Origin of the sequence: Microbispora hainanensis, assembly GCF_006874475.1 — a bacterium.
GTDB lineage: Bacteria > Actinomycetota > Actinomycetes > Streptosporangiales > Streptosporangiaceae > Microbispora > Microbispora hainanensis.
Map to the genome: position 1 here is coordinate 64,650 of NZ_VIRM01000035.1, position 25,140 is coordinate 89,789.

Here is a 25,140-nt window from a genome sequence, read left to right on the forward strand (position 1 = left end):
CGTTGGGGACGTGCTGGATTAAGGAAGATCGGAGTCGTCGCCGCAGGGGCGGTCCTGGTGGGCCTCCTGCCCGCCACGGCCATGGCGGACGACGCCGATCCACGAACCGGCCTGGGGGCAGGCTGGCTGGACGCCCAGCAGGCGAGCCAGGGGCTGGAGCTCCTGGCCCACCGGGACAAGCCCGAGGGCTTCTACCAGGCCTCCAGCCCGGGCAACGCGTCGTTCGCGAACTCGGACATGGCCTTCAGCGGCAAGTACGCGTTCGTCGGCAACTTCACCGGTTTCAACATCTACGACGTCTCGACACCCTCCAACCCGGTCCTGACCACGTCCGTGGTGTGCCCGGGCGGCCAGGGCGACCTGTCGGTGTACGGCAATCTGCTGTTCATGTCGGTCGAGGAGACCCGGGGCCGGATCGACTGCGGCACGCAGGGCGCGAGCGGCACGGTGAACCCGGACCGCTTCCGCGGCGTCCGGATCTTCGACGTGAGCGACATCAGCAAGCCGACCCAGGTGGCGGCCGTCCAGACCTGCCGCGGCTCGCACACCCACACCCTGGTGACCGGCAAGAACGACCCGGACAACGTGTACGTCTACGTGCAGGGCACGGCGAGCGTCCGCTCGGGTTCGGAGCTCGCGGGCTGCGCCAACACCGCGGCGACCGACCCGAACACGTCCCAGTGGCGTATCGAGGTCATCAAGGTGCCGCTGACGGCCCCGCAGAACGCGGCGGTCGTCTCCACACCGCGCCTGTTCACCGATCCGGAGACCGGGGCGATCAACGGTCTCCAGAACGCCCCGCAGACCCCGCGGCACCCGTCCGGCTCGTCCTGGTCGCCGTCGCCCGTCACCACCCACTGCCACGACATCACGGCCTACCCGGAGATCGGCCTCGCGGCCGGGGCGTGCGCGGGCAACGGCCTCCTGATCGACATCTCCGACCCGGCCAACCCCAAGCGGCTCGACGCGGTGACGGACCCGAACTTCGCCTACTGGCACTCGGCCACGTTCAACAACGACGGGACCAAGGTCGTCTTCACCGACGAGTGGGGCGGCGGCACCGGGGCGCGGTGCCGTGTCACCGACGAGCCCTCGTGGGGCGCGGACGCCATCTTCGACATCGTCGACGGCAAGCTGAAGTTCCGGAGCTACTACAAGCTGCCCGTGCCGCAGACGAACCAGGAGAACTGCGTCGCGCACAACGGGTCGCTCGTTCCCGTGCCCGGCCGGGACATCATGGTCCAGGCCTGGTATCAGGGCGGCGTCTCGGTGTTCGACTTCACCGACTCGGCCAACCCGCACGAGATCGCGTACTTCGACCGGGGTCCGGTGAGTGAGACCTCACTTCTCCTCGGCGGTTTCTGGTCCGCGTACTACTACAACGGCCACGTCTACGGCAGCGAGATCGCCCGCGGGCTCGACGCGTTCAAGCTGGCCGCGAGCGAGCACCTGGACCAGGCCGAGATCGACGCGGCGGCCACGGCCACCTTCGACCGGTTCAACACCCAGCAACAGCCTCGGGTGACGTGGCCGGCGAGCTTCCCGCTGGTGCGCGCCTACTACGCGCAGGCGCTGCGCACCGGCACCATGAAGAAGAACACCGCCGACAACGTACGGAAGTTCGTCGACCGGGCCGAGCGGTTCACGAACGGGCCGCAGAAGAACGCCGCCGTGGCGCAGCTCCGGGCCGTCTCCCACCAGCTCGACACCTCCGTCACAGCGCAGGCGACGCTGGCGAAGGCGCTCAACGACCTCGCCGACGCGCTCAGCCTCAAGGCCTGAGCCGATCAGGGGCGTCCCGCCGGGGCGGTCCCCACACGACCGGGGCCCCCGCCCAGCATTGGGCGGGGGCCCTTCGCCGTGGGTGCCCCGGGCTCTGGGGCATGAGGGCCGGGGCTATGCCGACCGGGGCTTCATGGGGTGAGGCTCACCGGATGAGCCTTCGGGGGGGCGCCGCTCACCGGACCGGGGTTCCGGGCGAGGCACCGCCGGGCGAGGCTTACCGGCCGGGGCTTCATGGGGTGAGGCTCTCGGATGGGACTTACCGGGCGAACTCCGTGGCGCGGGACTCGCGGACCACGGTGATCCGGATCTGGCCGGGGTAGGTCAGCTCCTCTTCGACCTGCTTGGCGACGTCCCTGGCGATGACCTGGGCCTGGATGTCGTCCACGTTGTCGGGCCGGACCATCACCCGGATCTCCCGGCCTGCCTGCATGGCGAAGACCTTGTCGACACCGTCGTACGACTGGGCGATCTCCTCCAGGCGCTCCAGCCGCTTGACGTACGCCTCCAGCGACTCGCGCCGGGCACCGGGGCGGCTGCCGCTGATCGCGTCCGCGGCCTGGGTGAGGACCGCCTCGACGGTCTTGACCTCCACCTCGTTGTGGTGCGCCTCAATGGCGTGGACGACGTCCTCGTGCTCGCCGTACCGGCGGGCGATCTCCGCGCCGATCATGGCGTGACTGCCCTCGACCTCGTGGGTGAGCGCCTTGCCGATGTCGTGCAGAAGCGCGCACCGCTTGACGAGGTCACGGTCGAGCCGCAGCTCGGAGGCCATGATTCCGGCGATGTGCGCCGACTCGATCAGGTGCTTGAGCACGTTCTGGCCATAGGAGGTGCGATAGCGGAGCTGGCCCAGCAGCGTGACCAGCTCGGGGTGCATCTCGGTGATGCCCAGCTCGACCAGGGCGTCCTCTCCCGCCCGCACGCACAGGTCCCGCACCTCGGCCTTGCTGCGCTCGTACGCCTCCTCGATGCGCTGGGGGTGGATCCGGCCGTCGAGCACCAGCTTCTCGAGCGTCAGCCTGGCCGTCTCGCGCCGGACCGGGTCGAAACACGACAGCAGCACCGCCTCCGGCGTGTCGTCGATGATCAGATTGACCCCGGTGGTGGACTCGAAGGCCCTGATGTTGCGGCCCTCGCGGCCGATGATGCGGCCCTTCATCTCGTCGCCGGGCAGGTGGAGGACGCTCACCACCGACTCGGCCGTCTGCTCGGTGGCGACCCGCTGCACGGCCAGCGTCACGATCTTGCAGGCGCGCTTCTCGCCCTCCTTCCGGGCCTCGCTCTCGATCTCCCGGACGATCAGCGCGGCCTCGCGCTTGGCCTGATTCTCGATCTCCTTGACCAGCTCCAGCTTGGCCTGCTCGGCCGTCAGGCCGGCGACCCTCTCCAGGATCTCCTGCCGCCGCTCGGCCACCCGCTCCAGCTCCTCGCGGCGGTCGGCCAGCTCGGTCTCGGTCTCGGCCAGCTTGCGGGCCCGCTCCGTCTGTCTGCGCGCCTCCTCGTCAAGCCGCTGCTCACGCTCGGCCAGCCGGTTCTCGCGGCGTTCGAGGTCGGAGCGCAGTTCCTTGAGCTCCGTCTTGAGGATCCGCGCCTCCTCCTCGACCTCCTTGCGCATCAGTGCTGCGCTTTCGCCGAGTGTCTCCGACTTCTTGAGGATCTCTCCCGCGTCACGCTCCGCCTTCGTGCGGATCTCCTCGGCCTCACGTCTGGCCCGTTCGAGTTCCTCGTTGACCTCGGCCTTCACCTCGGCGAGCTGCTCGGGCGAGGGGCCGGACGGTACGACGACGCCGGTACGGCGCATGACTATGACGAGGGCGGCGATCATCACGAGAGCCAGCAGCACTACCGCAACCGCAAGAACGATCACGATCGTGTCCATGCGCGCTCACCCCTCACGACAACTATTGGCAGAGGTCACACGCGCAGCACGGCAGCGCCCGGTGGCGTCACCAGGACAAATATCGTCGCAATGCCCGGACACCCCGGGGGGCGGCCGATATGGCCCGAAGGCCGGTCAATGTCTCTCGTCCGTCGTGGTTCACCGTTATGGCAATCCGCGCTGCGCGGAGTAACTCCTCACTGCGGTCGAGATTAAGCGTCAGAGAGGTAACGAGCAAGCAAAGATGCCCTGTCAAGTGACTTTTGCGTGGTGCGATGGCTCACTCGAAGGTGTCCGGAAGCCCATCTGACGGGCTGCCTTCGGCCTCGATCGCCTCTCGGACCACACGGAAGGCCAGCCCCGGCGAGTAGCCCTTGCGGGCCAGCATGCCGACCAATCGGCGCATGCGCGCCTGTGGCTCCACCCCGCGGGTGGCGGCCAGCTTCCGGTCGACGAGCCTGCGTGCGGTCTCGGCCTCCTCGTCCGGATCAAGCTGCCCGACCGCGTCCTTGACCGTCTCCTCGGCCACGCCGCGCCGCCGGAGTTCCTGGGCGAGCGCGCGGCGGGCCAGCCCGCGACCGGTGTGCCGGGAGGTCACCCACGCGGCGGCGAACGCCTCGTCGTCGATGAGCCCGACCTCGGAGAACCGCTCAAGCACGGCGTTCGCCGCATCCTCGGGCACGTCCCGCTTGCGCAGGGCGTCCGCGAGCTGGGCCCGGGTCTTGGGCGCCATCGTCAGCAGCCGCAGGCAGATGGCCCTGGCCACCGCCTCGGGGTCGGCAGGCGGCCCCGCGCTCGCCGCGGCGCCCTCCTCCGGCCCGTCGGGAAGCCACTCGTCGGACCTCTTACGCTTCCCCCGGCGTCCCGGCGTGCCCGGCTCCCCCAAGCCGGCCCAATCTCCACGGCCTGCCCGGTCTCCCGGCCCGCCCGGTCCCTCCGAGCCTGCCCAATCTCCACGGCCTGCCCGGCGTCCCGGCGCGGCCGACTCCCCCGGGCTTGCCCAGTCTCCCGGCGCGGGCCGTTCTCCCCACCCGCCCGGCTCTTGCAGCCCTGACCGGTCTCCGCGCCCGCGGCCACGTCCCTGGCGTCGGCGGCCGGAACGGCCGGCCTCCTGGCCCGCCTCAGCGCGCTCGATCTCCTCGCGGCCGATCTCCTGCTCGCCGATCCTCGAACGCCCGGTCTTCGCACGTCCGGTCTCCGCATGCGCGTGGTCCGCGCGTCCGCTTTCCGCACGCCCGCTTTCCGCGCGCCGGATCTGCTCGCGGAGGGCGGCGATCGTCGCGGAGGCGTCCTCAGCCGGCCTCTGCGGCTCTTCGGCCGGCCCCCAGGGCCCCGAGTTCCAGTCCCCCGGCCCGATCTCGCCGTCCGGGCCAGGGGGCTCGTCGCGCCTCATGCCTGCGCTCAGACGTCACCCGGCTTGGGCGCACTGGCCGCCTTGCTGCCCCGGCCGGAGGTGGGGGCGGCCGGCGCCGCCGGGGCGGCGGGGGGCTCGCTCGGCGTGTCGAGCCGCGGCCCGACTCCGAGCTTCTCCTTGATCTTCTTCTCGATCTCGTTGGCGATGTCGGGGTTGTTCTTGAGGAAGTTGCGGGCGTTCTCCTTGCCCTGCCCGAGCTGGTCGCCCTCGTACGTGTACCAGGCGCCGGCCTTGCGCACGAACCCGTGCTCGACACCCATGTCGATCAGCCCGCCCTCACGGGAGATGCCGATGCCGTACAGGATGTCGAAGTCGGCCTGGCGGAACGGCGGGGCCATCTTGTTCTTGACGACCTTCACCCGGGTCCGGTTGCCGACCGGCTCGGTGCCGTCCTTGAGCGTCTCGATCCTGCGCGCGTCCAGCCGCACCGACGCGTAGAACTTCAGCGCCTTGCCACCCGTGGTGGTCTCGGGGCTGCCGAACATGACGCCGATCTTCTCGCGGAGCTGGTTGATGAAGATGGCGGTGGTCCGGGTCTGGTTCAGCGCACCGGCGATCTTACGCAGGGCCTGCGACATGAGGCGGGCCTGGAGACCGACGTGGCTGTCGCCCATCTCGCCCTCGATCTCGGCCTTCGGCACGAGGGCCGCCACCGAGTCGATGACGATGATGTCGACGGCGCCGGAGCGGATCAGCATGTCCGCGATCTCCAGCGCCTGCTCACCGGTGTCCGGCTGGGAGACGAGCAACGCGTCGACGTCGACGCCCAGCTTCTTGGCGTACTCGGGGTCGAGGGCGTGCTCGGCGTCGATGAACGCGGCGATGCCGCCGCCCTTCTGGGCGTTGGCCACGGCGTGCAGGGCGACCGTCGTCTTGCCGGAGGACTCGGGGCCGTACACCTCGACGATCCGGCCGCGGGGATAGCCGCCGATGCCGAGGGCGACGTCGAGAGCGATCGAACCGGTGGGGATGACCTCGATCGGGGCACGCGCGTCGTCTCCGAGGCGCATGACACTGCCCTTGCCGAACTGCCGCTCGATTTGCGCGAGGGCGGTCTCAAGGGCCTTCTCGCGGTCGTTGATTGCCATTGGGTGCCCCCTGAAGGGTGTCGTCTGCTCGGTCACCGAAAAGCTACGGGGTGCCACCGACATTTTCCGGAGCTTCCCGCACACCGCAAGAGGTGGGCCGGGAGCCTGTCGCGCCCCGGCGACCTGACGGCGCGCACCCCGGCGGCGACCAGTCCAATATAGCCGAACGACTGTTCGATCACATGCGGAACCACAGCCGAGCCGGGGACGAACGGCGTCCCAACCGTGCCGTTACATTCCCGGGCGTTACCCTGCCGTGGTTGTCAGCGCGCTGACCTGCGACGATCCTTGTAAAAATGCTGGATCTCCCCGCTGGAGGGGCCACGTGACGGGCACCGGCGACTACAGCCGACAGCGTCTGGCCCGCCTTGAGGCGCTCGCGGCGCGACTCCCCGGGCAGGGTCTTTCCTCGCGGCTGCTCGGCACGGACGATCCGGTCCTGTCCGTCTGGCACCCCGGCACCGGCAGGCAGACGATCGTCTTCGCGACGCCCACCAGGGAAGGATGGATGTTCCTGTGGGCCCCGGCCGGCCAGGAGAGCGCCGACGACCCCGGCCGTGCGGCCGAGCTGATCGGCCTGGCCCTCTCCCGGCCCCCGTGATCGCCCGCCCGCGCCCCGCCACCGACGAACGACCTCGCCCCCGCCCCCAGCGAACGACCTCGCCCCTGCCGTCAGCGGACGACCTCGCCCAGCTTGACCCGGGCGCCGGTGCGGAGCACCGCCCGCCGATAGACACGGGCCGCGCCCAGCAGGACGGCCACCACGGCCACGACCATGAGCACGGCGGCGATGAGGATCTCCACCAGCGGCACGTCGACGGCCGCCGTACGCACGGGCATGACCATCGAGGAGAACGGCGGCACGAACGACAGCACGCGCGCGACCGTGCCCGTCGGCTCGACGGCGGCGAAGTAGGCCGTCAGGTAGGTGAACATCATGAGCATGGTCATCGGCGTCAGGACGCTGTTGAGCTCCTCCTGCCGCGACACCAGGGAGCCGAAGGCCGCGGCGAGCGCAGAGAAGAAGGCGTAGCCCAGCACGAACCAGACGACCGCGCTGACCACGATTCCCCCCATTCCGGGCGGCAGGTCGGCCGTGAAGCCGGTCGCGGACGACGCCGACAGACCGGCGGCGATGACCACCACGAGGTTGACCAGCCCCAGCGCCCCCAGCCCGACGATCTTTCCGCCCAGGAGCTGCCAGGGACGCACCGAGGTGAGCAGGATCTCCACGATGCGGCTGCCCTTCTCCTCGACCACGCCCATCGCGACGAACATCGAGGAGTAGATGAGCAGGAAGAACAGCACCATCACGATCAGGGTGGCGATGCCGGTGCGCACGCCCTGATAGCGGGCGTCGGCGCCGACCGACTCCACCGTCAGCGGCGTGATCGTGAGACCGGCCGCCTTGATCTGCGCGTCACGGTGGGCGCTCTCCAGGATCAGCCCCAGCCGCTGGTCGAGTTCGCCGTTCGCGAGGACCTTGTCCCCCTTGATCAGGGCCGCGTCGAGGTCTCCGTCGACCACGGCCTTCCGCGCGGCCGCCTCGTCCGGCAACGGGGAGTACGCGAGCTGGGCCGCGGGCGGAGGCGCCTCGCCCACCACGCCGACGTCATAGGTGTCGTCGCCGCCCAAGACCTTCGGCAGGAACGCGAGCGCCGCCACCAGGACCGCGCTCACGGCCAGACTGATCAAGTACGACTTCGTCCTGATGCGCGTGCGGATCTCCCGCTGGGCCACCAGCCACAGGCCGTTCATGCCACCGCCTCCCTGAAGATCTCGGCCAGCGTCGGCTGCCTGCGGCCGAAGTGCTCCACCCTGCCGGCCCCCATCGCCGTACGCAGGATGTCCTGGTCGTCGCCCTCCTCGCACAGCAGGACGTCGCGGTCGCCCTCACGGGTGAGCTCGCCGGGCAGGCCGTCGGCCCAGCCGGGCGCGGCGTCCCTGACCACGACCCGCAGCACCCCGCGGCCCTCCCGCTCGCGCAGCTCGCCGACCGGTCCGTACGCCACCATCCGGCCCGCCGAGATGATGCCGACCGAGTCGCAGAGCTGTTCGACCAGGTCGAGCTGGTGGCTGGAGAAGATCACCGGCACGCCCGCGGCGGCGCGGTCCTTGAGCACCTCCGCGAGCGCGTCGACCGCCAGCGGGTCGAGGCCCGAGAACGGCTCGTCGAGGATCAGGACCGCCGGCTCGTGGACGAGCGCGACCGCGAGCTGCACCCGCTGCTGGTTGCCGAGCGACAGCGCCTCCACGGCGTCGTCGCGCCGCTCGACCAGGCCGAGCCGTTCGATCAGGGCGTCGGTGGCCGAGCGCGCGGCGGCCGGGGCGAGCCCGTGGAGCCTGCCGAAGTATTCGATCTGCTCGGCGACCTTCATCTTCTGGTAGAGGCCGCGCTCCTCCGGCATGTAGCCGAACGTGCGGCGGTCGTCGTACGTCAGGGGGCGCCCGCCGAGGCGCACCTCGCCGGAGTCGGCGTCGAGCACGCCCATGACGATCCGCATCGTCGTCGTCTTGCCCGCGCCGTTGGCGCCGACGAACCCGAACATCTCGCCCGGCCGTACGGCGAAGCCCACCCCGTCGAGGGCGGTCTTGTCTCCATAGCGTTTGCGCAGGCCGTCGATCTCAAGCACGGGGGGTTGCCTCCACAATCCGTCGCAGAACGTCCATGTAGGTGTCGAAGGCCGCACGCCCCTGATCGGTCAGCGAGAGCCAGGTGCGCGCCCGCTTGCCGACGAAGGCCTTGTCCACCCGGACGTAGCCGGCCTCTTCGAGCGTGAGGATGTGCTTGCTGAGCAGTGAGTCGCTGACCTCGATGGTGTCGCGGAGGAAGCGGAAGTCGGCCCTGTCCGCCGCCGCCAGGGCCGCCATGATCGACAGCCTCACGGGCGCGTGGATGATCTCGTCGAGCTCGTGGCGCGGATGGGCGGTCATCGGTTCCTCATCAGGCGGAGTCCGCCGTACACCAGGGGCAGCCCGGCGAGCACCGACACCACGACGAGCACCGCCGTCCAGCCCGCCGTGGGCCGGTCGGGGCGCAGCCAGACGCCCACGACGAAGGGCACCATCATCGTCACCACGTACGCGGCCGTGATCGGCCCGTTGATCCGCTTCAGCAGCCGGTTGTGCACCCGCAGCCGGGCCCAGTACACGCAGAGGGCGACCGTCAGGACGATCCACCCGACCCCGGCGAGGAACGGCAGCGGCCGGCCGCCGAGGAACATCGCCGGCCAGTAGACCATCGTGGCCAGTCCCACGATCAGGTATGCCCGCCCGGGCCCGCGCGAGGAATGCCGGACCCGCCGATCCACGCGCCCGATTTCCTGGAGCGCTTCATCGGGAGTGAAGTGATCTCCGGCCATGCCCTTCCTCCGTGTTCATCTGCTCAACACACTAGCAAGCACTCAACCACCGTTCAAGTAGTTGTCGTAGACGACTTGAGGCATGGGACATGGACGGATCGGCGCGCGACGGGGCCACACCGCCGCGGTCACGGGGTGGAGTGGATGGAGGGCGCCACAGAGCGATAACGCCCGCGCGGCGCGCCGCTCAGGAGGAGAGGGGACTCAGCGCAGCCTGGGGTCCACGTCGACCTCCTCGCAGACGGCCTGCCAGACCTGCTTGGCCGCCACGCCCTCCGCGAGGGCCTGCTCGACCGTGCGTCCGCCGAGCCCGGAGATCACGTAGTCCTTCGCCCACGACTCCGCGTACGCCTCCCCGAAGTGGCGGCGCATCCTGTTCCAGAAGTCTGTGAGGCGCATGCGTTCAGTATGACGCCGCGGCCCGGATGTCCTGTCCGGGCCGCGGGCGCCCGCCACCCTGCTGCCGGGAGACGGGGTCACATGACGCGCGTGCCGTACATCTCGCCCAGCGGATCGGCGAGCAGTTCCAGGCGGGCGCCGTCCGGGTCCCGGAAGTAGATCGAGCTGCCGCTCTCCACCTGGTAGGGCACGCCGGCGGCGTCGAGCTTGCCGCGCAGGCGCTCCCACGTCGCCCGCTCCACGGAGATCGCGATGTGGTGGAGTCCGCCGAGGACCTCCTTGTACGGCTCCAGGTCGAGGCCGGGGAGATCGAAGAACGCCAGCAGGTTGCCGTTGCCGATGTCGAAGAAGAAGTGGTTGGACCCGCGGTAGTCGCGGTTCTCGAAGATCTCGGTCAGCGGGAACTCGAGGAGTTCGTGGTAGAAGCGGATGGTCCGCTCCACGTCAGACGAGATCAGTGCGAAGTGGTGCAGACCCCTCGCGCTGCTGGGGGCACGGCGCTCGCTCAGGTAGCGCTCGCGGATCCGCGCGCGCTCCGTCTCGATGGCCGCGTAGTCGATTTCCATACTGAGGAAGCATGTCCTGACAGCGGCATCTCATACCAGACGCGTGAGGGGAGCAGCCGTGTTCGCCGCCTCCCCCGTTCCCCGCGATCTCCTCGCAGCGGTGCCCGTCGCCTGGCGACGGATGGCGGTGCGGCGTTTTCTGTCGGTGGGGCGATGCATTATGGGCAGGTGGGTGCGCTCGACGGCTTCAGCCCGGTGACCAGGGAGTGGTTCACCGGCGCCTTCGCGACGCCGACCGCCGCGCAGGAGGGCGCGTGGTCGTCGATCGCGCGGGGCGAGAACACGCTCGTGGTCGCGCCCACCGGGTCGGGCAAGACGCTCGCGGCCTTCCTCTGGGCCGTCGATCGCCTCGCCGTCGAGCACACGACGAGCCTGGCTACGCCGGGAGCCGAGGCGGGCCTTCCCTCCTCGCCCGGGGCCGAGACGCGGCGGCCCGGCGGCCGCCGCGGCGTGCGACGCGGCCGGAAGGATGACGCGGGGCCGCCCCGGCCCTGCCGGGTCGTGTACGTCTCCCCGCTGAAGGCTCTCGCGGTGGACGTCGAGCGGAACCTGCGGGCCCCGCTTACGGGGATCCGGCAGACGGCGCTGCGGATGGGCCTGCCCGCCCCCGACATCTCGGTGGCGATCCGCTCCGGAGACACGGCGGCCGAGGACCGGCGCCGTTTCGCCGCCCGGCCCTCCGACATCCTGATCACGACGCCCGAATCCCTGTTCCTGCTCCTCACCTCGCAGGCGCGCGAGGCGTTGCGCGGCGTCGAGACCGTGATCGTGGACGAGGTGCACGCCGTCGCGGGGACCAAGCGCGGGGCGCACCTCGCGCTGACCCTGGAGCGGCTCGACGCCCTGCTGCCCGCTCCGGCCCAGCGCATCGGGCTGTCGGCGACCGTACGGCCGGTCGAGGAGGTGGCGACGTTCCTCGGCGGGTCCCGCCCGGCCACGGTCGTGCAGCCGCCCTCCGAAAAGGTCATCGAGGTCGACGTCGTGGTGCCGGTGGAGGACATGACCGAGCTGGCGCCGCCTCCGCCCGGCGTCGACGGCGAGTCGCCGGAGCACCGCAGGAGCATCTGGCCGCATGTCGAGGAGCATCTTCTCGACCTGATCGAGGCCCATCGGTCCACGATCGTCTTCGCCAACTCACGGCGTCTGTCGGAGCGTCTGTGCACCCGGCTCAACGAGCTCGCCTGGGAACGGCGGACCGCGCCCGCGCCGGGTGAGAGTCCGAACCCGGATCCGGGAGATCCGGCCCACTGGTCGGACGCCTTCGAGGAGTTGCACGCGCGATGGTCCGGCCTGCGCGAAACCCCCGAGGCTCACCCCGCGGAGACCGAGCACACGGACGCCCGGCGGACCGGCCAGGCGGCCATGCCGTCGGAGCTGATGGCCCAGGCGGGGGCCTCGGGCGGCGTGATTCCCGAGGTGGTGCGCGCGCATCACGGCTCCGTGTCCAAGGAGGAGCGGTCCCAGATCGAGGAGGCGCTGAAGTCGGGCCGCCTGCCCGCGGTGGTCGCCACCTCCAGCCTGGAGCTGGGCATCGACATGGGGTCGGTCGACCTGGTGGCCTGTGTCGAGGCGCCGCCCAGCGTGGCGAGCGGCCTGCAGCGCATCGGCCGTGCCGGGCACCAGGTCGGGGCCGTGTCCCGCGGCGTGATCTTCCCCAAGTATCGGGGCGACCTGGTCCAGACGGCCGTCGTCGCCGAGCGCATGCGCGCGGGGCAGATCGAGGAGATCCGCTATCCGCGCAACCCTCTCGACGTGCTGGCCCAGCAGATCGTCGCGATGACCGCGCTCGACGAGTGGACGGTCGACTCGCTGGAGACGCTGGTGCGCCGGGCCGCGCCGTACGCCACGCTGCCGCGCAGCGCGCTGGAGGCGACGCTCGACATGCTCGCCGGGCGCTACCCGAGCGAGGAGTTCGCCGAACTGCGGCCGCGCATCGTCTGGGACAGGGTGACGGGCACCCTCCAGGGCCGTCCGGGGGCGCAGCGCCTGGCGGTGACCAACGGAGGCACGATCCCCGACCGCGGGCTGTTCGGCGTGTTCCTGGTGGGCGAGAAGGCGTCGCGCGTGGGCGAGCTGGACGAGGAGATGGTCTACGAGTCCCGCGTCGGCGACGTGTTCGTGCTGGGCGCGACCTCGTGGCGGATCGAGGACATCACCGCCGACCGGGTGCTGGTCTCCCCCGCCCCCGGGCAACCGGGCAAGCTGCCGTTCTGGCACGGCGACACGCCGGGCCGGCCCGCCGAGCTCGGCCGGGCGATCGGCGCGTTCCTCCGCGAGCTGTCCGCCGCGGGGGCGGGCGGCCGGGGCGACCCGGCGAAGGTGCGCGAGCGCGTCCGCGCGGCCGGGCTCGACGACTACGCCGTGGGCAACCTGCTCGCCTACCTCTCCGAGCAGCGGGAGGCGACAGGCTACGTGCCCGACGACCGCACGCTCGTGGTCGAGCGGTTCCGCGACGAGCTGGGCGACTGGCGCCTGGTGATCCACTCCCCCTTCGGCGCGCGGGTCCACGCCCCCTGGGCGCTCGCCATCGGGCGGCGGCTGCGCGAGCGGTACGGCGTCGACGTCCAGGCCGTCCACTCCGACGACGGCATCGTGCTGCGCGTGCCCGACACCTTCGAGGACGCGCCGACCGACGTCGCGGTCTTCGACGCCGAGGAGATCGAGGAGATCGTCATCGAGGAGCTGGGGGGCTCGGCTCTGTTCGCCTCCCGGTTCCGGGAGTGCGCCGGACGCGCCCTCCTGCTGCCCCGCCGCTCTCCCGGCAGGCGCAGCCCGCTGTGGCAGCAGCGCCAGCGTGCGGCCCACCTGCTCGGCGTCGCGAGCAAGTACGCCGGGTTCCCGGTGGTGCTGGAGACGATGCGCGAGTGCCTGCAGGACGTCTTCGACGTGCCGGGCCTGGTTGAGCTCATGCGCGACGTGGCCGCCCGCCGGGTGCGGGTGGTCGAGGTGGAGACCTCCCAGGCGTCCCCGTTCGCGGCGTCGCTGCTGTTCAACTACATCGGCGCGTTCATGTACGAGGGTGACGCCCCGCTGGCCGAGCGGCGGGCACAGGCGCTCGCCCTCGACACCGCGCTCCTCGCCGAGCTCATGGGACAGGCCGACCTGCGGGAGCTGCTCGACCCGGATGTCGTCGCCGAGACCGAGCGCGAGCTGGCACGGCTGGACAGGCCGCTGCGCGACGCCGAGGACCTCGCCGACCTGCTGCGCTCGCACGGCCCGCTGCTCGCCCAGGACGTCTCGATCCGTGAGGGAGACCCCGGCTGGCTCGCCGACCTGGAACGGGCACGCCGGGCCATCCGGGTGCGCGTGGCGGGCCACGAACAATGGGCCGCGGTAGAGGACGCCTGGCGGCTGCGCGACGCGCTCGGGGTGCCGTTGCCGGTGGGCGTCCCGCACGAGTTCCTCGAAGCGCCCCTCGCCGGTGGGTCCGGCGGGGCGGGCCGGGCCGCCGCTCCCGATCCGCTCGGCGACCTGGTCGCGCGCCATGCCCGCACTCGTGGGCCGTTCGCCTCCGGCACGGCCGCCGCACGCTTCGGCGTGGGCGTCGCGGTGGTGGACGAGGCGCTGCGCCGTCTCGCGGCGGCGGGCAGGGTGGTCGCGGGCGAGTTCCGCCCCGGCGGCCGAGGCGAGGAGTGGTGCGACGCCGGAGTGCTGCGGCTGCTGCGGCGGCGGTCCCTGGCGCGTCTCCGCAAGGAGGTCGAGCCGGTCCCGCCGGAGACGCTGGCGGCGTTCCTGCCCACCTGGCACGGCATCGTCCCGCAGAGCGGCACGCCGGCCGGCAGCGGCCAGGGCGGCGGCCGGCAAGGCGGGGTCAGCGGCGGCCAGGCCGGCGGCCGGCAGGCCGGAGGTTGGCAGGGCAGCGGCTCGCAGGGCGCACTCGGCGGCGGGAGCGGGCTCGCGGCGCCAGGCGCCCAGAGCGGCCCGGGCCACGGCTCGGCGCGGGCCATGGACGCGCTGATCACGGCGATCGAACGGTTGCAGGGGGCGGCGGTCCCCGCTTCCGCGCTGGAGTCGCTGGTGCTCCCCGCGCGAGTGCCCGGATACTCTCCCGCCCTGCTCGACGAGCTGACCTCGTCAGGGGAGGTCGTCTGGGTGGGCCAGGGGTCCCTGCCCGGCGGCGACGGGTGGGTCGGTCTCTACTTCGCCGACACCGCACCCCTGCTGCTCCCCGCGCCGTCGGAGATCACCATGACTCCGCTGCACGAGCAGATCCTGGAGATCCTGAGCGGGGGCGGCGCGCTGTTCTTCCGCGAGTTGTCCAACCGGATCGCGACTGCGGCGCTCGGCGACGCGGTGCCGCCCCTGCCCGGCCCTGACGCCGCTTCGGCCCGCCGGGCCAGAATCCTCGGCCGCGCCGCGCCGGGGGTCACGCCCGGCAGTGCGGCGGCGGGTGCCTCGACGAGTGTCACGCCCGGGAGCGCGGCACCGGACGACACGACGCTGGCGGCGGCCCTGTGGGACCTCGTCTGGGCCGGCCGGATCACCGGCGACACGCTCGCCCCGCTTCGCTCGACGCTGGGCACCGGGAGGCCCGCCCACCGGCCGCCGGCGACAAGGCGCCGCCGGGCGGTGCTGCCGACGAGAAGCGGCCCGCCGACCGTGAGCGGCCGATGGTGGCTGCTGCCCGCGCCGTCGGCCGACGCCACCCAGCGGGCCCACGCTCAGGCCGAGGTCCTGCTGGAGCGGCACGGCGTGCTGACGCGAGGCGGCATCACGGGCGAGCGCCTGCCCGGTGGCTTCTCCGCCGTCTACCAGGTGCTGCGCGCGTTCGAGGAGAGCGGCCGGTGCCGCCGGGGCTACTTCGTCGAAGGTCTGGGCGGGGCCCAGTTCGCCCTGCCGGGCGCGGTCGACCGCATGCGCGCCATGTCATCCACACGGTTCTCCGCGCAGTCGTCCACGCGCCCCGATCCGGCCGAGGACCTGTGGTCGATCCCCGCCCCGCCGCCGCCCCGCCGTGCGGTCGTGCTCGCGGCGACCGACCCGGCCAACCCCTACGGCGCGGCCCTGCCCTGGCCCGACCGCGCCGACGACGTGACCCACAAGCCGGGCCGCAAGGCCGGCGCGCTGGTGGTGCTGGTGGAGGGCACGCTGATCCTCTACGTGGAGCGGGGTGGGAAGACCCTGCTCTCGTATGGGCCCGAGGAGGACCTGCGGCCGGCCGTGCAGGCCCTGGCCGTCGCCGTGAAGCGGGGGGCCCTGGGGAAGCTGACGGTCGAGCGGGCGGACGGCGCCGCCATCACCGACTCACCCCTGGCGCAGGCCCTGGAAGCCGCCGGGTTCCATCCCACCCCCCGGGGCCTGCGCATCCGCAGCTGATCGAGGGCCCGACCGCCGGGCCGTACGGACGGTCCGTGGAGGCGTGACTCTTACAGCTCGACGGGGCCGTAGATGGCGGCGGGGACGCGGCGGGTCATGGCCCAGTAGCGGTCGCCGTACGACCAGTGCCACCACTCGGTGGGGTAGTTGACCAGCCCGGCCGCCTCCAGGGCGGCGCGCAGCACGTCGCGGTTGTGCCGCGCCTCGGCTCCCACGGGGGCGGCGGTGTAGCACGCGCCGCCGCTCTGCTCGGGAGTGGCGTTGACCGCCGTGCCCATGTCGAGCTCCACTCCGTCGTCGTCGCAGAGCGTGAGGTCGACGGCCGCGCCCGCCGTGTGCGGGGCCACCTCGATCGGCGAGACGTAGCGGCTCGCGGCGACGTGCAGCTCCGCACCCGACAGCCGGGGGTACGCCGCCCGAAGCTCGTCCTTGTACTCCTCGAAATACTTCGTCTGCAGCGACGGCGGGCGGTAACCCTCGACCACCACCAGATGGCACCCGGCGGGCAGGAGGTCCTGGGCCTCCTCCAGACGGGCGAGCAGACCCTCGCGCAGATGGGCGTAGGCCCCGGCCGGGTCCGCGAGGCGCTCGTCCACTCGCAGCCGCCCTCGCACGTCGCTCAGCTTCTCCCCGCATTCGTCCACCTCGATAGAGGTCACGCGGGGGTCGGAGATGAGCACCGGGCCCTCGTCGAGGGCGGGCATGGCGGAGCGATCACGCGGAAAATCGGGCATGAGGATCAACCTACCGTCAGACAGTGTCCGAAAAGACCTCTTCACGTGCTCGGTCCAATGCCGCGACGATCGCACCCATGAGAACGGGATTGCCCTCCACGCCGGTCGTCACCACCGTGGGACGGCTCGGACACACCCGCGCCACCGCCTCCTCGACGCGCTCCGCGAGATGACCGCCGCCGGCCCTGCCCACGTCACCGCCGAGCACGACGAGCCCCGGGTCGAGGACCACGGAGACCGCCGCGACCCCGACCGCGAGCCGCCCCGCCAGATCTTCGAGGAAGTCGTCGTTGCCGGCGTCGATGGCCGTACGGACCAGGTCGGCGACCTCCGCGTCCCGTGCGTCCGGGGCAGGGAGGCCGTGCGCGCGCGCCAGGTTCCACAGCGCCTCTCCTCCGACGAGGCGCTGGAAGGAGCCGGTCTGCGGCGCGGTGACCGCGCTGGGCAGGGGTTCGCCCGGGACGGGCAGCCAGCCGATCTCGCCCGCGCCGCCCGTGATGCCCCGGTGCAGCCGGTTGCCGATCATGACGCCGAGGCCCTGGCCGACGCCGGTCCAGAGGATCACGAAGTCGTCGGCGCCCCGCGCGGCGCCGTACGCCTGCTCGGCGAGGGCCGCGAGGTTGACGTCGTTCTCGATGATCACGCTTTCGCCGAGCAGGGTGCGCAGCCCGGCGAGGATGCCGACGTGCCAGGTGGGCAGGTCGACCGAGTAGCGCACGTCGCCGGTGAGCGGGTCGACCACGCCGCGCGTGCCGATGACGAAGCAGCGCAGCCGGGTGAGCTCGATCCCGGCCGTCCCGCAGGCCCGCTGGACGGCCTCGTGGACGAGGCCCACGGGGTCGCCGGCCTCGCTCGGGTCGACGGTCACCTGGGCGACGACCGTGCCGGCGATGTCGGCGACGGCGGCCGTGACGCTGCCGGGCAGCACCTCCAGCCCCGCGACGTACGCGCTGGAGGGGTTGACGCCGTACAGGGCGGCGTTGGGGCCGCGCCCGCCAGGGCGCTCCCCTGCGGCCGTGACCAGGCCGCGCGTCTCCAGACGGGCCAGAAGCTGGCCGGATGTGACCTTGGACAGCCCGGTAAGCTCTCCCAACTCGGCCCTGGTCAGCGGGCCTCTGGAGATGAGGAGTTCCAATGCCGCGCGGTCGTTGATCTGCCGGAGCAGGCGAGGCGTACCCGGTCGTTGAGGCACCGGCTGGTTCCCCTCTCGTCACGATCCGCTAACGCGGTCTTTTTTATAAGAAAGTTTCTTGTTAGTTTATCGCCAGCCAGCCCGGAGGCAACCGATCAGCCTCGGGACGCCAGAGCGCCGACCGAAAGGAGAGCGCCTTCCAGCAGGTGAGCGGCCCGCCGACACCCCCCACGAGGCGCACCCCCGACGCGAAGCCGGGAAGGGAGAGACCAATCGTGAAGATCGTGAAGCTCGCGGTCGCAACCACCGCGACCGCTGCCCTGGCCCTGGGACTCGCCGCTTGCGGAAGCGACGACTCCGGAAGCACGACCGCCCCGTCGGCCTCCGCCGCCGCGAGCGGTCCGAAGTTCGCCGGCCAGACTCTTACCGTGTGGCGACTCGGTGCCCCCACCGACGTCTTCACCAAGTACATGGACGACCTGAACGCCAAGTTCAAGGAGCAGACGGGCGCCGAGGCGAAGGTCCAGTGGATCCCCTGGCCCGACGCGCAGAAGAAGTGGACCACCGCGCTCGCCGGCGGCGAGGGCCCGGACGTCACCGAGTTCGGCAACGACCAGGTCGCCGCCTGGGTGGCGCAGGACGCGCTCGCCGACATCACCGAGGCCGCCAAGAGCGACTCCGAGCTCCAGCAGATCCCGCAGAACCTGTGGAGCTACGAGACGATCGACGGCAAGATCTACGCCGTGCCGTGGGGCGGCGGCACCCGCGCCGTGCTCTACCGCAAGGACTGGTTCGAGAAGCTCGGCATCGAGGTTCCCAAGACCTGGGACGACCTGGTCGCCGCCGCCAAGACGATCGTGGACAAGCAGGGCAAGGACGTCGACGGCTTCGCCTTCAACGGCGGCTCCGACGCGAACATGTCGCTGTCGCCGTTCGTCTGGTCTGCCGGCGGTGACTTCGCCAAGTTCGAGGGCGGCAAGTGGGTGGGCCAGCTCACCCAGCCGGGCTTCAAGGACGGCTTCCAGTTCTACACGGACCTGGTCGCCAAGGACGGCGTGTCCGGCAAGGGCCGCCTGACGCAGAACTCCGTCGACATCGCCCAGCGCTTCGCCGCCGGCAAGGTCGGCATGTACGTCACGGGTGGCTGGGACATCGCGGCCATCAAGGAGCAGAGCAAGGGCAAGGTCGACGAGTCGAAGATGGGCTTCTTCTCGCTGCCCGCCAAGGACGGCTCCGGCCCGGCCCCGGCCTTCCAGGGCGGCAACGACATCGCCGTCTGGAAGGACGCCAAGAACCCCGAGCTCGCCCTCGAGTACGTCAAGCTCGCCGCGGGCAAGGAGTTCGGCGTCCGGTACGCCAAGGAGGGCGGCCTGCTCCCGCTCTACCCCGACGCGCTGGAGGAGATGGGCAGCGACCCCGCCCAGAAGCCGTTCACGGACACCTTCAAGGTCGCCAAGGGCTTCCCGGCCAGCCCCAACTGGGCGGAGGCCAACGACACCAAGGCCGTGCTGCAGAACGCGGCACGTGAGGTGATCGAGGGCAAGAAGAGCGTCGACCAGGCTCTGACGGACGCGAACACCGAGCTTGAGACGATTCTCAACCAGTAGATCATGACTCAGATGTCAACCCTCGCCCGGGGCGGAGCCGACACCTCCGCCCCGTCGCGGCGCAGTCGCAAGGGGGCGCGCGGGCCGGGGCTGTCCCCCAAGGCCGTCCCCTACGTCCTGCTTCTGCCCGGCCTTCTGGTCATCGCGGTGCTGCTGCTCTACCCGCTGTACCAGATGGTCGAGATGTCCTTCCACAAGGTCGGACTCCGGCAGATCAAGGCCGTCAACCCCGCGCCCGCCGACTTCGTCGGCTGGGACAACTACACGCAGATCCTCGACTCCGACCTGTTCTGGACGTCGCTGCGCAACACGGTGGTCTTCGCCGTCGTCACCGTCGCGCTGACGCTCATCCTCGGGACCCTCGTCGGCCTGCTGCTCAACAAGCTCGGCCCGAAGATGTCGACCTTCGTGGTCGTCGGCATCATGGCCGCCTGGGCCACCCCGCCCACCGCGCAGGCGATCGTGTGGAAGTGGCTGTTCGACTCCGACTCGGGCATCGTCAACTGGACGCTGAACCTCCTGCCCGACTGGCTGTCGAACCTGGTGTTCGGCCACGCCGACTGGAGCGGGCACCCGTGGTTCAACGACACGCTCACGCTCTACTTCGTGCTGATCGTGGCCGTGGTGTGGGCGTCGTTCCCGTTCATCGCGGTGTCGGTGCTCGCGGGGCTCAAGAGCATCCCCTCGGAGCTGTACGAGGCGGCGAAGATGGACGGCTCGGGCGCGGTCCGCACATTCAGGAGGATCACCCTTCCGCTGCTCAAGCCGGTGTTCTCGGTGCTGGTCGTGCTGTCGATCATCTGGGACTTCAAGGTCTTCACGCAGCTCTACCTGCTGGCCGGCGGCACGGTGAACCGCGACGCGTTCAACCTGTCGCTGTGGAGCTACGCCGAGGCGTTCAGCAGCCCGCCGAAGATGGGCCTGGGCGCCGCCATCGCGGTCGTGCTGACCGTGATCCTGCTGCTGATCACCTTCGTGTACGTGCGTCAGATCGTGAAGACGGAGGACGACATCCGATGAGCCCGCTCGCCCGCAGGAGGCTCGGACGGGCCGCGCTGAACGCGGCCGGGGTCGTGGTGTTCCTCTTCGCCGTCTTCCCCGTCTACTGGATGGTCACCACGGCCTTCAAGCCGAACGACCAGATCTTCACCACGAGCTTCATCCCGTTCCCCAGCCCGCCCTCGATGGACCACGTCTCGCGGGTCTTCACCAAGGGCGTCGCCGGCCACTCCATCTGGCAATACCTGTTCAACAGCACGCTGGTGGCGCTCAGCGCCGTCGTGCTCGGCGCGGTGTTCGCGCTGCTCGCGGCGACCGCGGTGGCCAGGTTCCGCTTCCGGTTCCGCACCTCGTTCCTGATCCTGCTGCTGATCGTGCAGATGGTGCCGGCCGAGGCGCTGCTGATCCCGCTGTTCACCATGGTCAAGCGGCTCGGCCTGTACGACCAGCTGCTCGGCCTGATCATCATCAACGTCGGCCTGACGCTGCCGTTCTCCGTCTGGATGCTGCGCACGTTCGTCGCGGCCGTGCCCAAGGAGCTGGAGGAGGCCTCCTGGATCGACGGCGCGGGCCGGTTCACCACGTTCTGGCGGGTGCTGTTCCCGCTCGTCGCGCCCGGTCTCGTCGCCACCAGCATCTTCGCCTTCATCACCACCTGGAACGAGTTCGTCTACGCCCTGACCCTCATCAGCGACCAGGGCAAGTACACGATGCCGGTCGCGCTGCAGTTCTTCGTCGGTCAGCGATCGACCGACTGGGGCGGGATCATGGCCGCCTCCACCCTGATGACCATCCCGGTCCTCATCTTCTTCCTGCTGGTCCAGCGGCGGATGGTCTCCGGCCTCGTCGCAGGCGCGGTCAAGGGATAACCCCTCCGCCACCCGACCCGCTCTCCTGAAGGCCGCTGGTACGGCCACCGGATCCGGTGGCCGTACGGGCCCTGCCCGCGCGCCCTCACTCCCACCGTCACCTAAGGAGCCGAGAATCATGTCCGCCACCCGCGACCCCCTGGCGGGGGCCGCCGACCTGTCCCCGCGCACCGGCGACCCGGGCCTGCACCGGCTCGCGGCGGGCGCACTGCTGATCTCGTTCCAGGGGACGACCGCGCCGGACTGGGTCCTGCGCGGCCTGGAGGACGGTCTGGGCGGCGTCTGCCTCTTCGGGTTCAACGTCGCGGACGGCGAGCAGGTCGCGGCGCTCACCGCCCGCCTCAACGAGGCGGCCCGCCCGGTCGTCTCGCTGGACGAGGAGGGCGGGGACGTCACCCGGCTGGCCTACCACACCGGGAGCGTCTACCCGGGCAACGCGGCCCTCGGCGCCGTGGACGACGTCGCCCTGACCGAGCGGGTCTACCGGGCGATGGCCGCCGACCTGGCGCGGTGCGGGGTGAACTTCGACATCGGCCCGGTGGCCGACGTCAACACCGCTGACGACAACCCGATCATCGGCACCCGGTCGTTCGGCTCGTCGCCGGACCTCGTGGCGCGGCACACGGTCGCCGCCGTACGCGGCCTGCAGTCGGCGGGGATCGCCGCCTGCGTCAAGCACTTCCCCGGTCACGGCGCCACCCATCAGGACTCCCACCTGGAGATCCCGCTGGTGGACGCCCCGCTCGACGTGCTGAGGGAGCGCGAGCTGGTTCCGTTCGTCGCGGCGATCGAGGCCGGGGCGAAGTCGATCATGACGGCGCACGTGGCGGTTCCCGAGCTGACCGGAGACCTGCCCGCCACGCTCAGCGCGCAGGCGCTGACCTGGCTGCTGCGCCGCGAGCTGGGCTACGACGGAGTCGTGCTCACCGACGCCCTCGACATGCACGCGATCAGCGGGAGCGTGGGGCTCGCGGAGGGCGCGGTGCGGGCCCTGGCCGCGGGCGCCGACCTGCTGTGCCTCGGGCCGCTGCCCACCGCGGAGGACGTCCGGGGCATGGTGGACCACATCGTGGACGCCGTCGCCGAGGGCAGGCTCGCCGCCGAGCGGCTGGAGGAGGCCGCCGCCCGGGTGGAGCGGCTGCGCGACTGGTTCGACGGCACGCACCTGTCGCCGGTCAACGGGGAGGCCGCGGACGGCGACGTCGTCGGCCTGGACGCCGCCCGGCGCGCCGTCTCGCTGACGGGCTCGGCGGGGCCGCTGGCCGATCCGTTCGTGGTCGAGATCGACACGCCGCCGACGATCGCGGTGGGCGAGGTGCCCTGGGGGATCGCGCCGTGGCTGCCGGAGGCCGAGATCGTCCGGGTCAAGCCGTCGGAGGCCGACGCCGGAGAGCTGCTCGGCCGGGCCCGGGAGCGTTCGCTGATCGTGGTCGTCAAGGACGCCCACCGCCACCCGGACAGCCGCGAGCTGGTCTCCGCACTGCTCGCCGCCCGCCCGGACGCCGTCGTCGTGGAGATGGGCCTGCCGATCTGGCGGCCCGGCGCCGGGGCCTACATCGCGACGTACGGCGCGGCCCGAGCCAACGCCCGGGCCGCGGTGGAGCTGCTGAGCGGTGGCCCCTCGGTGGCGGGCCTGTAAGACGGCAGGGCTGTAGAGGGCGGGGCTGTAGATAGAGGGCGGGGCCGACCGGCGCATCGGCCGGTCGGCCCCTGTTCGCCACGGTGGCGTCCCCGGTGCCGTACGCCCGTGACGTCAGCCGCAGCTGATCGCGGTGTAGGCGGCCTCGTAGGACGTGGTGACCTCTTCGCCGTCGATGAGCGACGTCCCGGTCACGGTGGCCTTGCCCGCGCCGATCTGCCCGGCCCGGGTGTTGAAGGACTGGTAGGCCTGCTTGCCCGGGGCCACGTCGGCCACCGTCTTGGTGCCGTACGGGGTGGTCAGCGTGATCGTCGCCGGCACGTCGCCGTCGTTGACGGCCGTGACCGCGACGTACACCGACGAGCCCACGCAACGGGACGAGGCGGTGACGGTCAGCGGAGTCTCGGCGGGCGGCGTCGCGGCCACCGTGAACGTCACCGACTGCACCTCGGACGTGTTGCCGGCCTTGTCGGTCGCCCGGTAGCGCACCGTGTGCTCGCCGACCTGGTCCACCGGCACCGGAGCCGAGTAGGCCTGGAACGCACCGCCGTCCAGGGCGTACTCCACCGACTCCACCCCCGACTCGTCGTCGGTCGCGGAGATGGTCACGGTGGCGGAGTCCACGTAGTCGCCGTCGGCGTTCTTGTCGCCCGTCACCGACGCCGACACCTCGGGCGGGGTGGTGTCCTCGGGCTGCGGGGCCACAACCGTGAACATCACCGACTGCACCTCGGAGGTGTTGCCGGCCTTGTCGGTCGCCCGGTAGCGCACCGTGTGCTCGCCGACCTGGTCCACCGGCACCGGAGCCGAGTAGGCCTGGAACGCACCGCCGTCCAGGGCGTACTCCACCGTCTCCACCCCCGACTCGTCGTCGGTCGCGGAGATGGTCACCGCGGCGGAACCCACGTAGTCGCCGTCGGCGTTCTTGTCGCCCGTCACCGACGCCGACACCTGCGGCGGCGTCGTGTCGGTGGGGTCTGCGCTGGTGACCACGAGCTCGCCGACCATTCCCGCGTGACCGGGGATCTCGCAGTAGTAGCGGTACGTTCCGGGGGTGAGGGTCACCTGAACCTCGTGCCTGCCCCCGCTCGTGTCGAAGGGGCTGGCCATGATGTTGACGTTGACGTCGTGGTTGTAGCCCGGGCTGTCGTCGTCGAACGTCAGCGTGTGCGTCATCCCGAAGGTGTTGCCGGTCGACGCGTTGGTCTCGAAGACGATCGTCACGAGGCCGGCCGTCGCCGTGGTCGGCGCGGACTTGTATTCGGTGTAGCTGTTGTCGGCGGTCCAGACGAGCGTCTGCTCCGCCGCCTGGCCGGCCTGCTGACCCTGGTCCTGGGCCGCGGCCCCGACTCCCGACAGCCACACCGTCGGCAGTGCCACTGCCACGATCACCAGGGCCATGCGTCCGAACGTGGCCGGGGTTGTGAGCGCCTTCCGCAGAGCACGGACGAAGCCCGATGAAGATCTGATGCGCATATACCGTGTACCTCTCATGATCTGATGCCTCGGCCGTCGGACATCGCGCTTCGGCCGACGTCACTCGGGGGGCGTGCCGGGCGGGAGAGCTCGCGCACACAGGCGTCGCGGAACTCGGCCAGGCGGTGTCGGCGTCGGAGCGGTGGTAGGTCGGGCGGCCATGACGGGCGGCGTCGCCACGACCGGAGTCAGGGCGACGTCTCCCTTGTGATCACGACACGGCGCCGGGCGGGTGGCCGGGGTGTGCGAAGAGGTCTCTTCGGCCCATCGTCGGCTCCTTCGGTTGTAGGGGGGGGCAACAGCAACCTTCGGAAGAACTACCTGGTCAGCAGCAGTGGCCACCGGGCTCGCCGATGTCGGACGTGGCACCGACCCCGTCGATCTCCTCGTCTCTGCGCCGATCGATCGTTTCCGGAGACGGCAGCGGTGCCGTGACGTCCTACATCCCTTCAGAGACTGGTGACCACTCCTGAGACGCTTCGGCGGAAACGTAACATTCTGGCCGTATTTAGTCCACATCTATGACTAAGTAGACTCGTTCGTTACCATACTTCCCAGAGAAACCAGCGAAAGAATCCTGCTTATCGACGGAAGTGCCCTTACACCTGTACAAAGTCCTCCGGATCGGCTCGGCCGGCTCGCCGCCGGCGTCACGGACCACCCCCCAGCTCGCCACCCGTGGGCGAGCGCCGTCACCGATTGGGAACCATGACCGACAAAAGCAGCGATGTGCCGCGACGCCTGCTGTCGCGGCGCGCCTTCGCCACCACCGCGGCGACAGCCGCCGCGATCGCACCGTTCGCCGTGGCAAGTCAAGCCACCGCGGAAACCGCCGGCAAGACCACCCGCAAGACCGCAGGGGAACCGGGTGAGGC

19 protein-coding genes are annotated in these 25,140 nt (G+C 71.1%); 7 read left to right on the forward strand and 12 right to left on the reverse strand.

What is annotated here, in order from left to right; genetic code table 11:
- Positions 1 to 57: 57 nt before the first annotated feature.
- Entirely contained in the window at positions 58 to 1,782 is a 1,725-nt protein-coding gene (locus tag FLX08_RS25735) for an LVIVD repeat-containing protein (protein ID WP_244312888.1), read from the forward strand.
- Positions 1,783 to 2,041: 259 nt separating this feature from the next.
- On the opposite strand, the gene rny is transcribed toward FLX08_RS25735, so the two are convergent.
- The 3 genes from rny to recA form a co-directional block, all read right to left on the reverse strand.
- The gene (gene rny / locus FLX08_RS25740; protein ID WP_142622205.1) at positions 2,042 to 3,664 is read right to left on the reverse strand and encodes a ribonuclease Y; all 1,623 of its coding nucleotides are present in this window, start codon (positions 3,662 to 3,664) and stop codon (positions 2,042 to 2,044) included.
- Positions 3,665 to 3,944: 280 nt separating this feature from the next.
- A complete protein-coding gene (gene recX, locus FLX08_RS42350; RefSeq protein ID WP_244312889.1) occupies positions 3,945 to 4,550 on the reverse strand; it encodes a recombination regulator RecX in 606 nt (201 codons plus the stop codon).
- A gap of 515 nt (positions 4,551 to 5,065) precedes the next feature.
- Positions 5,066 to 6,166 carry a recombinase RecA gene (gene recA, locus FLX08_RS25750; RefSeq protein WP_142622207.1) on the reverse strand — a complete coding sequence of 367 codons (1,101 nt, stop codon included), beginning with the start codon at positions 6,164 to 6,166 and terminating at the stop codon, positions 5,066 to 5,068.
- Positions 6,167 to 6,491: 325 nt separating this feature from the next.
- Between recA and FLX08_RS25755 the strand changes: the two genes are divergently transcribed.
- Positions 6,492 to 6,767 carry a hypothetical protein gene (locus FLX08_RS25755; protein ID WP_142622209.1) on the forward strand — a complete coding sequence of 92 codons (276 nt, stop codon included), beginning with the start codon at positions 6,492 to 6,494 and terminating at the stop codon, positions 6,765 to 6,767.
- A gap of 71 nt (positions 6,768 to 6,838) precedes the next feature.
- Here the strand turns inward: FLX08_RS25755 and FLX08_RS25760 are convergent, their stop codons facing one another.
- From FLX08_RS25760 to FLX08_RS25785, 6 genes are all read right to left on the reverse strand, one after another.
- A complete protein-coding gene (locus FLX08_RS25760) occupies positions 6,839 to 7,924 on the reverse strand; it encodes an ABC transporter permease (protein WP_142622211.1) in 1,086 nt (361 codons plus the stop codon).
- Positions 7,921 to 8,799 (reverse strand): ABC transporter ATP-binding protein, encoded by an 879-nt coding sequence (locus FLX08_RS25765; protein WP_142622213.1) that lies wholly within the window; start codon positions 8,797 to 8,799, stop codon positions 7,921 to 7,923. Before FLX08_RS25765 ends, FLX08_RS25760 begins: the two co-directional genes overlap by 4 nt.
- On the reverse strand, positions 8,792 to 9,100 hold the full coding sequence (locus FLX08_RS25770) for a winged helix-turn-helix domain-containing protein (protein ID WP_142622215.1): 309 nt from the start codon (positions 9,098 to 9,100) through the stop codon (positions 8,792 to 8,794). The genes FLX08_RS25765 and FLX08_RS25770 overlap by 8 nt, the downstream gene beginning before the upstream one ends.
- A complete protein-coding gene (locus FLX08_RS40820) occupies positions 9,097 to 9,477 on the reverse strand; it encodes a hypothetical protein (protein ID WP_167530567.1) in 381 nt (126 codons plus the stop codon). The genes FLX08_RS25770 and FLX08_RS40820 overlap by 4 nt, the downstream gene beginning before the upstream one ends.
- Before the next feature lie 255 nt (positions 9,478 to 9,732).
- Positions 9,733 to 9,927, reverse strand: coding sequence for a DUF3046 domain-containing protein (locus tag FLX08_RS25780; RefSeq protein WP_142622219.1), 195 nt, complete (start codon positions 9,925 to 9,927; stop codon positions 9,733 to 9,735).
- Positions 9,928 to 10,004: 77 nt separating this feature from the next.
- Positions 10,005 to 10,493: a VOC family protein gene (locus tag FLX08_RS25785; RefSeq protein ID WP_142622221.1), complete on the reverse strand. Its 489-nt coding sequence runs from the start codon at positions 10,491 to 10,493 to the stop codon at positions 10,005 to 10,007.
- Between the two features lie 153 nt (positions 10,494 to 10,646).
- On the opposite strand from FLX08_RS25785, the gene FLX08_RS25790 reads away from it, so the two are divergent.
- On the forward strand, positions 10,647 to 15,809 hold the full coding sequence (locus FLX08_RS25790) for an Lhr family helicase (RefSeq protein ID WP_142622223.1): 5,163 nt from the start codon (positions 10,647 to 10,649) through the stop codon (positions 15,807 to 15,809).
- A gap of 50 nt (positions 15,810 to 15,859) precedes the next feature.
- Here FLX08_RS25790 and FLX08_RS25795 read toward each other — a convergent pair whose 3' ends face one another.
- Together FLX08_RS25795 and FLX08_RS25800 are read right to left on the reverse strand one after the other, a co-directional pair.
- Positions 15,860 to 16,543 (reverse strand): M15 family metallopeptidase, encoded by a 684-nt coding sequence (locus tag FLX08_RS25795; RefSeq protein ID WP_244312890.1) that lies wholly within the window; start codon positions 16,541 to 16,543, stop codon positions 15,860 to 15,862.
- Between the two features lie 16 nt (positions 16,544 to 16,559).
- Complete coding sequence (locus FLX08_RS25800) at positions 16,560 to 17,735, reverse strand: ROK family transcriptional regulator (protein WP_142622225.1); 1,176 nt, start codon at positions 17,733 to 17,735, stop codon at positions 16,560 to 16,562.
- A gap of 215 nt (positions 17,736 to 17,950) precedes the next feature.
- Between FLX08_RS25800 and FLX08_RS25805 the strand changes: the two genes are divergently transcribed.
- From FLX08_RS25805 to FLX08_RS25820, 4 genes are all read left to right on the forward strand, one after another.
- A complete protein-coding gene (locus FLX08_RS25805) occupies positions 17,951 to 19,282 on the forward strand; it encodes a sugar ABC transporter substrate-binding protein (protein ID WP_142622226.1) in 1,332 nt (443 codons plus the stop codon).
- A 12-nt stretch (positions 19,283 to 19,294) separates the two neighbouring features.
- Positions 19,295 to 20,302: a carbohydrate ABC transporter permease gene (locus tag FLX08_RS25810; RefSeq protein WP_244312891.1), complete on the forward strand. Its 1,008-nt coding sequence runs from the start codon at positions 19,295 to 19,297 to the stop codon at positions 20,300 to 20,302.
- A complete protein-coding gene (locus FLX08_RS25815; protein WP_142622230.1) occupies positions 20,299 to 21,150 on the forward strand; it encodes a carbohydrate ABC transporter permease in 852 nt (283 codons plus the stop codon). The genes FLX08_RS25810 and FLX08_RS25815 overlap by 4 nt, the downstream gene beginning before the upstream one ends.
- Before the next feature lie 118 nt (positions 21,151 to 21,268).
- Entirely contained in the window at positions 21,269 to 22,789 is a 1,521-nt protein-coding gene (locus FLX08_RS25820; protein ID WP_142622232.1) for a glycoside hydrolase family 3 protein, read from the forward strand.
- Between the two features lie 114 nt (positions 22,790 to 22,903).
- Here FLX08_RS25820 and FLX08_RS25825 read toward each other — a convergent pair whose 3' ends face one another.
- Positions 22,904 to 24,190 (reverse strand): cupredoxin domain-containing protein, encoded by a 1,287-nt coding sequence (locus FLX08_RS25825; RefSeq protein ID WP_142622234.1) that lies wholly within the window; start codon positions 24,188 to 24,190, stop codon positions 22,904 to 22,906.
- Positions 24,191 to 25,140 lie beyond the last annotated feature (950 nt).